General features: G+C 71.9%; 8 protein-coding genes. 3 read left to right on the top strand and 5 right to left on the bottom strand.

Annotation, left to right across the window (positions count from 1 at the left end):
- On the top strand, positions 1-697 hold a 697-nt coding region (locus tag AC2W7G_RS05285), incomplete at its 5' end, for a 3'-5' exonuclease (RefSeq protein ID WP_485867515.1).
- A gap of 75 nt (positions 698-772) precedes the next feature.
- Here AC2W7G_RS05285 and AC2W7G_RS05280 read toward each other — a convergent pair.
- The 4 genes from AC2W7G_RS05280 to AC2W7G_RS05265 all read right to left on the bottom strand — a co-directional run bounded on the left by AC2W7G_RS05280 (position 773) and on the right by AC2W7G_RS05265 (position 3,707).
- Positions 773-1,702: a hypothetical protein gene (locus AC2W7G_RS05280; protein WP_485867514.1), complete on the bottom strand. Its 930-nt coding sequence runs from the start codon at positions 1,700-1,702 to the stop codon at positions 773-775.
- A 208-nt stretch (positions 1,703-1,910) separates the two neighbouring features.
- A complete protein-coding gene (locus AC2W7G_RS05275; RefSeq protein ID WP_485867513.1) occupies positions 1,911-2,690 on the bottom strand; it encodes a M23 family metallopeptidase in 780 nt (259 codons plus the stop codon).
- Between the two features lie 154 nt (positions 2,691-2,844).
- Positions 2,845-3,207 carry a hypothetical protein gene (locus AC2W7G_RS05270; protein ID WP_485867512.1) on the bottom strand — a complete coding sequence of 121 codons (363 nt, stop codon included), beginning with the start codon at positions 3,205-3,207 and terminating at the stop codon, positions 2,845-2,847.
- Positions 3,180-3,707, bottom strand: a complete 528-nt coding sequence (locus tag AC2W7G_RS05265; RefSeq protein ID WP_485867511.1) for an alpha/beta fold hydrolase — start codon at positions 3,705-3,707, stop codon at positions 3,180-3,182. The genes AC2W7G_RS05270 and AC2W7G_RS05265 overlap by 28 nt, the downstream gene beginning before the upstream one ends.
- A 151-nt stretch (positions 3,708-3,858) precedes the next feature.
- Here AC2W7G_RS05265 and sucC point away from each other — a divergent pair, with 151 nt between their 5' ends.
- Positions 3,859-5,025 carry an ADP-forming succinate--CoA ligase subunit beta gene (sucC, locus tag AC2W7G_RS05260; RefSeq protein ID WP_485867510.1) on the top strand — a complete coding sequence of 389 codons (1,167 nt, stop codon included), beginning with the start codon at positions 3,859-3,861 and terminating at the stop codon, positions 5,023-5,025.
- 10 nt (positions 5,026-5,035) lie between these two features.
- The gene (sucD, locus tag AC2W7G_RS05255; protein ID WP_485867509.1) at positions 5,036-5,932 is read left to right on the top strand and encodes a succinate--CoA ligase subunit alpha; all 897 of its coding nucleotides are present in this window, start codon (positions 5,036-5,038) and stop codon (positions 5,930-5,932) included.
- 105 nt (positions 5,933-6,037) lie between these two features.
- On the opposite strand, the gene AC2W7G_RS05250 is transcribed toward sucD, so the two are convergent.
- The gene (locus AC2W7G_RS05250; protein WP_485867508.1) at positions 6,038-7,855 is read right to left on the bottom strand and encodes a SigE family RNA polymerase sigma factor; all 1,818 of its coding nucleotides are present in this window, start codon (positions 7,853-7,855) and stop codon (positions 6,038-6,040) included.
- Between the last annotated feature and the right edge of the window lie 198 nt (positions 7,856-8,053).

Genomic DNA, 8,053 nt, shown 5'->3' with positions numbered 1-8,053 from the left:
GCCACCCCTCGGCGAGCGCATCGTCGACGACGACGCCGAGGGGGTCGCCGCCGCCGACCGCGAGGCCGACCTGACGCCCGGCTCGCTGCCGGCCTTCCTGGAGCAGGTGGCCCTCGTGGCCGACGCCGACCAGCTGCCCGAGTCCGGCGAGGGCGTCGTCACGCTCATGACGCTGCACACCGCCAAGGGGCTGGAGTTCCCGATCGTCTTCCTGACCGGCATGGAGGACGGCGTCTTCCCGCACATGCGCTCGCTGGGCGACAACACCGAGCTCGAGGAGGAGCGCCGACTGGCGTACGTGGGCATCACCCGGGCGCGGCAGCGGCTCTACCTGACCCGCGCGACGGTGCGCTCGGCCTGGGGCGCGCCGTCGTACAACCCGGCCTCGCGCTTCCTCGACGAGGTGCCCGAGAACCTGGTCGACTGGCGACGCACCGGTTCCGCGCCGACGCAGTGGACCCCGTCGCAGCCCGCTGCGTCCTTCCGCTCGTCGACCGTCGCGGCCCGGCAGAAGAAGAAGGCAGCCGGGCCGATCGTCTCGCTGTCGCCCGGCGACCGGGTCACGCACGACAGCTTCGGCATGGGCAGCGTCGTCGTGGTCGAGGGTGCGGCCGAGAAGGCCGTCGCCACCGTCGACTTCGGCTCCCAGGGCGTCAAGCGCCTCCTGCTCCGCTACGCCCCCGTCCAGAAGCTCTAGCCCTCACCTCCCCGCGGCATCCGCCGAGATGTGTGAAGAAATGAACGTGCCTGCGCTCGCGCGAGGTCGACTTCTTCACACATCGCGGCGGACGCGGTCCCAGAGCGAGCCGAAGGACGGTCGCGGACCGCGGTAGCCGCGATGTGCGAGTGCCGCGTGCACGCGCCACACGACGGTCGCGGGACGGTCGAAGTCCGCGACGGTGACGACGATGAGCGTCCACCCGGCCGCCTGGATCCGTTCGCGTCGCAGGTGGTCCTTCTGCCGCTGGGCCGCGTCGCGCTCGTGGACCCAGCCGTCGTGCTCCACGACCACGTGCCACGCGGGCAGCACCAGGTCGCCCCGTGCGACCCACTGTCCCGCGGCATCGAGCACGTCGACGTTCGTCTCGGGCTCCGGCAGGCCGGCGGCGACGAGGAGGAGGCGGACGTCCGTCTCGCGGACCGAGCCCACGCGCGGGCGGACGAGCCGCGCCGCCTCGCGGGCCAGGACGACGCCGTCGAGGTGGTGCTCGTCGGAGTAGGCGACCAGACGCTCGGCGCGGGTGTGCCCGGCGCGGACGAGCGCGTCACCCGCCCGGACCATACGGCGGAGGCCGAGCAACGTCCCGCAGTCGACGAACGTCCGCTCCGGGCCGAGGCAGGCGAGCCCGCGCACCAGCCTCGGCGCCAGGGCGTGACGTCGTCGGTGGAGCCTCACCCCAGGCAGCTGGGTCTGGGACGTGCTGTCGGTGGACAGGTGCACGACGCCCGTCAGACGCTCGGTGCCCAGGAGCCAGTCGAGCGCCGTGACGTGGCTGAGCGCTGCGGTGCCCGGCGCCGCGAGCACCGCGGCCTCGAGCTGGAGACGCGGGGTCATCTCGGTGCCGGCGAGGCGCCATACCCCACGGTGGATGCGCACGAAGCGGGCGCCGCTCAGCATCCGGTCCGAGACGCCGTGGGCGCGAGCCGTGGCCGTGGTGAAGACACGACCGGCCAGGTGTGCAGGAGCTGGTGTCGCGGGCATGACCGCAGCGTGGGCGAGCATCCGCCCGTCCCGCCCGCGCTCGTCCCTCACCTGTGGACGCGCTGCCGGGAAATGTGAGGTTGTGAACCCTTCCGCGCCGCGAAGCGGTGCATTTCTTCACACTTCGCGGGGGAGCGGGGCTCGGGTGAGGGAACGGCGAAGGCCCCGAGCGGGGTGCTCGGGGCCTTCGGAACGAAGCGGGGGGGGGTTACGGGGCGACGCCGTGCTCCTGGAGGGCGGCGTAGGGGTCGACCGCGCCGCCGCCACCGGGGTGCACCTCGAGGTGCAGGTGCGGGCCGGTGACGTTGCCCGTGGACCCGGTGTAGCCGATGACGTCACCGGGGGCGACCTGGTCGCCGGGGCTGACGACGATGCGGCTCTGGTGGCAGTACCAGATCTCCGTGCCGTCCTCGAGGGTGACGACGGTCTTGTTGCCGTACGCGCCCTCGTAGCCGGCCGAGGTGACGGTGCCGCCGGCGACCGAGACGATCGTCGAGCCCGACGGTCCGGCGAAGTCCAGGCCGGTGTGGCGGCCGCTGGACCACAGGCCGCTGGACTGGTTGAAGCGGGCGGTGATGCGGTAGCCGGTGACCGGGAGGACCCAGCGGTTCAGCGCGAGGTCGTCGGCGCGGGCCTGGACGGCCTCACGGATCTGACGCTGCTGCTGCGCGACCTGGGCGGCGGCCTGCTCGGCCGAGACCGTGCGGTCGGCGCTGCGGCTGACGTCCACCGCGGAGTCGGTGTCGTTGGCGTAGGTCTGCGAGATCGCCGCGTAGCCGTCGCTCGGGAACGGGGACTCGGTCTGCGACGAGTAGGCCACCGAGCCGACACCGGCCGCGATCAGCGCCAGGGCGCCGGCCATCGCGGGGGACGGAAGGAGCTTCTGCCACGCGCTGCGCTGGGGTCGCGCGGCACGCTTGCCGGGGCCGGTGCTGCGACGCTCGCTCTCACGGACGTCGAGGCGGCGCTTGGGCGCAGGGGAGCTCACTCAGAAACCTTTCGGGGGCCAACAGGACCGTGTCGACCCTAGCCGACGGGTGGGCCGAACCGAAACCACTTTCAACCATCTGGGGGCCCAGGTCCCGGCCCGCCGCCTGGATCGGGGCCCGACTGTGCGAATCCTCACAACCGCGCGAAACGGCTCAGGTGTGCGTCCGGACGTGCTCGGCGACGGCCTGCGCGACCTGTGCCGCACGGTGCCGCACCACCCAGTGGCCGCCGTCCAGATCCAGTCGGGTGAGCCGCGGGGCCATGGCGGGCAGGTCCTCGTACAGCGCGGGGGACAGGAAGCGGTCCTGCCGTGGCACGACGAGCTGCACCGGCACGGACGTGTGGCGCAACGTTCCGGACGGCAGGCCCAGGTTCTGCCGGTACAGGTTGATGCCGTGCCGGACGTCCGTGCTGAACGTCGGGCCGAACTCCACCCGCTCGAGCCGCTCGATCGCCGCCCGCATCACGCCCGGGCCGGGACCGGTCGTCAGCACCAGCTCGGGCAGCAGCGGCACCTGGAAGGCGCCGACGTACCAGGACCGGCGGGCCTGGTCGGCGACCCGGCGGACCCGGCGGCGGCGCAGGTGGTGACGGAAGTAGTGGGCGAACAGGTCCAGCGGCGGCCCGCTGATCGAGGTGAACGACGCGAGCCGCCCGCGCAGCCGCGGTCGTCGGCCTCGGTGAGCACCGCCTCCCACAGCTGCACCGACCCCCAGTCGTGCCCGACCAGGTGCACCGGCCCGTGCGGGACCGTCGCGTCGAGGACGGCCACGAGGTCGTCCACGAGCCGCTCGCGCCGGTAGCCGTCGTGCCGGTCGGGCGCGGTCGAGCAGCCGGCGCCGCGGACGTCGTACGTCACGACGGTGAAGTCGGTCTGCAGGTGGGCGGCCACCGGCGCCCACACCCGCTGGGTGTCGGGGAAGCCGTGCACGAGCACGATCGCGGGACCCTCGCCCCGCACCCGGACGTCCAGCGTCACGTCGCCGGAACGCACCCGGCTGGTTCCCTCGGCCATGGACTCCACCCTGGCACGCCAGGGGCGCGACCGCTCGCGTGTGACCCACCTGACGAGCGTCCCCCGTCACGCAGGCGTTACAGTCGCGGAGGCCCATTTCTGGCCGTCGGGTCAGCCACCTGGGCGTTTCGACCAAAGGACGGACATCACCGTGGATTTGATGGAGTACCAGGCGAAGGAGCTCTTCGCCAAGCATGGCGTGGCGACGACCCTCGGCGTCGTCGTGCAGAGCGCGGACGAGGCCAAGGCCGCTGCGGAGCAGCTGGGCGGCGTCACCGTCATCAAGGCGCAGGTCAAGGCCGGTGGCCGTGGCAAGGCCGGCGGCGTCAAGATCGCCAAGACCGCCGACGAGGCGTTCGAGCACGCGTCCAACATCCTGGGCATGGAGATCAAGGGGCTCACGGTCAACCGTGTCCTGGTCACGCCGGCGACCCCGCCGGTCGAGGAGTACTACTTCTCCTTCCTGCTGGACCGCTCGAACCGCAGCTACCTGTGCATCGCGAGCGTCGAGGGCGGCGTGGAGATCGAGGAGGTCGCCAAGACCAACCCCGAGGCCGTCCGCCAGATCCCGATCGACGCCGGCACCGGCGTCGACGAGGCCAAGGCCCGCGAGATCGTCGCCGACGCCAAGTTCCCGGCCGAGCTGGCCGACCAGGCCGTGGAGATGATCCAGGCCCTGTGGAAGGTCTTCGTCGAGGAGGACGCCACGCTCGTCGAGGTCAACCCGCTGGCGCGCCTGGAGGGCGACAAGCTCGAGGCGCTCGACGGCAAGGTCTCGCTGGACGACAACGCCTCGGAGGTGCGTCACCCCGAGCACGAGGACTTCGTCATCCACGAGGAGGCGGACCCGCTCGAGGCCAAGGCCAAGGCCAAGGGCCTCAACTACGTCAAGCTCGACGGCGAGGTCGGCATCATCGGCAACGGCGCGGGCCTGGTCATGAGCACCCTGGACGTCGTGGCGTACGCCGGCGAGAAGCACGGCAACGTCAAGCCGGCCAACTTCCTGGACATCGGCGGCGGCGCGTCGGCCGAGGTCATGGCCAACGGCCTGGACGTCATCCTGGGCGACCCCCAGGTCAAGAGCGTCTTCGTCAACGTCTTCGGTGGCATCACCTCCTGCGACGCCGTGGCCAACGGCATCAAGGGCGCCCTGGAGCTGCTCGGCGACGAGGCCTCCAAGCCGCTCGTCGTCCGCCTGGACGGCAACAACGTCGACGAGGGTCGCGCGATCCTCAACGAGCTGAACCACCCGCTCGTGACGCAGGTGGAGACCATGGACGGTGCGGCCGACAAGGCCGCCGAGCTGGCGAACGGCTGAAGGGGCTGACATGTCGATCTTCCTGACCAAGGACTCCAAGGTCATCGTCCAGGGCATCACCGGCGGCGAGGGCTCCAAGCACACCGCGCGCATGCTCGCGGCCGGCACGAACATCGTGGGCGGCGTCAACGCCCGCAAGGCCGGCACGACCGTCACCCATACCGACGCCTCGGGCGCCGAGGTCGAGCTGCCCGTGTTCGGCTCGGTCGCCGAGGCCATCGAGAAGACGGGCGCCGACGTCTCGGTCGCGTTCGTCCCGCCGGCGTTCACCAAGGACGCCGTCATCGAGGCCATCGACGCCGAGATCGGCCTGCTGGTCATCATCACCGAGGGCGTGCCGGTGCAGGACTCCGCGGAGTTCTGGGCCTACGCGCAGGGCAAGAAGACCCGCATCATCGGCCCGAACTGCCCCGGCATCATCACGCCGGGCGAGGCGCTGGCCGGCATCACGCCGGCCAACATCGCCGGCAAGGGCCCGATCGGCCTGGTGTCGAAGTCGGGCACGCTGACCTACCAGATGATGTTCGAGCTGCGCGAGTTCGGCTTCTCGACCGCCATCGGCATCGGCGGCGACCCGATCATCGGCACGACGCACATCGACGCGCTCGAGGCGTTCGAGAACGACCCCGAGACCAAGGCGATCGTCATGATCGGCGAGATCGGCGGCGACGCGGAGGAGAAGGCCGCGGCCTACATCCAGGCGCACGTCACCAAGCCGGTCGTCGGCTACGTCGCGGGCTTCACGGCTCCCGAGGGCAAGACGATGGGCCACGCCGGCGCCATCGTGTCCGACGGTGCGGGCACGGCCCAGGGCAAGAAGGAGGCCCTCGAGGCCGCCGGCGTGAAGGTCGGCAAGACGCCGTCCGAGACCGCCGCCCTGATGCGCGAGATCCTGCAGTCGCTCTGACGCACTGACGCGAAGGGCCCCCACCGCCTCGGCGGTGGGGCCCTTGTCGTGCGAGGTGGCGGATGCTCGGCCGCCGGCGCGGCGCCTGCGCCTCGGACGCGGCGGTCAGCGGGCGTTGACGAGGCGCTGGCCGGCCCGCTCGAGCAGACGCTCGAAGGCCTCGCGCGGGATGTCGACGTCCTTGGACGTCGTCAGCGTCACCTGCGAGACGTAGCGGCCGCGCTGCACCAGGCCGGTGCGGTAGTACGCCTTGTTCCGCTTGCTGACCTCGAACACCATGCGCCACGTGCGCTGGCGCTGCTGCTCGGTCTTGCGACTGCCCTGCTGCGAGACGGTCGCGGCCAGGTTCTCGCGCGCGCAGCGCTCCATGAGCTTCTTGGACCCGTCGACCAGGTCGCGGGCGGCGTCCTCGTCCTTCAGGCGCACGAGGGTCTGCGCCACCGCGAACTGCGCAGGCAGCTGCTGGCGGGCCTCGGGGATGAGGAAGACGCGCGAGCCGACGACGTCACCGGCCTTCTTCGAGCGCTTGCGCAGCTCGCACGGCGTGGTGGTCGGGTCGTCCTTGGCCACCTGCGCGGGCGTGCCGGCCCAGACCTTGTCGACGCGGCCGACCGGCGGCAGGTCGACGATGCCCAGGAAGGCCGGCGAGGTGGTGGTCGGCGGGGGCACGGTGCTGCGCACCTGCAGGTCGGTGCTGCACGTGCCGCCGGAGTCGATGCACACGCGGAGCACGGCGTCGTTGAGCGTCTGCGCGAACGTCTCGACCGGCGGGGCCTTGGCGCCGCGGACCTCGTGGACGACGACGCTGGTGACGGTGCCCGAGCTGCTCAGCCCGACCGTGAACGTCTTCTCCGGGTCGCGATAGCTGCGCAGGCGCAGGATCGTGAAGTCGCCGAACGGTCGGTCGACGGTGTACGACCCGACGAGCTGCACGCGCGGGTGGGTGCAGTCGGCGTACCAGCTGACCAGCGTGCGGTAGGCCGCCGTGGCCGCCTTGCGGCTGCGCGAGACCTCGATCGCCTCGGCGACCCGCTCCTCGTCCTGGGCCTGCGTCGTGTAGGTGCGGACGAACACCCGCTCGGGGTCGGGGTTGGCGAAGCGCTTGATCGGGCAGGTCGCGTACGGCTCGGGGTTGGCCGGGTTGGTGTCGGTGCCGCTGACCGACCAGGCGGCCTGCGGGTTCAGTCGCGAGACCTGCTCGGACGTCAGCAGGTCGTCGGCGTCGACCTCGCGGGCGTCCAGCGTCTCCATCGGCGACTCGTTGCTCAGCTTCTCGCGCTGCGGCATGGCCTGGTTGCGGGCCATCGCGTCGCCGTCGGTGGCGACGAACGCGCCGACCACCACGGCCAGGACGGCCGCGGCGACCAGGGCGACGCCGTTGCGCCGCTCGCTGCGGCGGGCGCGGGTGCGCAGCACCCGGACGTCGGGGAGCGAGAGGGTGGAGGTGACCCCACCCAGGGCGTGCAGGCGGGCCTCGATCTGCTCGATGCCCTGGCCGAGCCGCTGCTCGAGCGTCGCCAGCGCGTTGGTGGCGCCCTCGATGCCCTCCTCGGCGGTGACCCCGACCTCGCGGGCGGCGTCGTCGAGGTCGATGTCGCCGAGCGTCATGAGGACGACGAGGCGTCGCTCGTCGGACGGCAGGTCGAGGAGCGCGTCGAGCAGGCCGGTGTCGCTGTCGTCCTCGTGGCGCTTGCGCAGCGGGTGCGTGCCGCGGCTCAGGCCGACCGAGCGCCAGGCCTCCGTGCGGACGTAGCCGCGGGGGTCGTTGCCGCGCACCTTGGACCAGTCGCGCCAGGTGTGGCGGTAGGCGTTGACGGTGCTCTCCAGCGCGACCTGGCGGTCGCCGGTGACGGCGTACATCACCCTCAGCGTCTGTTCCGCGGTCGCTGCGTAGAAGCTGTTGAACTCGTCCACGCGAGTCATGAATCAGCCTCCGGGGGGTTCGGCGTTTCTGCGAGCAGCGGGGCCACTTTACAGGCAGGGTGGGAGGGATGAGCGCGACGACGGCACCGGCGACCCTGCGGTCCGCGATCGTCACCGGCGTCCTCGCCGCCCTGGTGGGCGTCGCGCTCTGCCTGGCCGCCGTCCTGCTGGCCGGCGGCGCCCTCGACCTGGCCACCG

It is taken from the genome of Aeromicrobium sp. PFPM2_SD2 (assembly GCF_057364525.1).
Note: the sequence above shows the minus strand (reverse complement) of the source record. Positions and strands in the feature narration are given on the sequence as shown.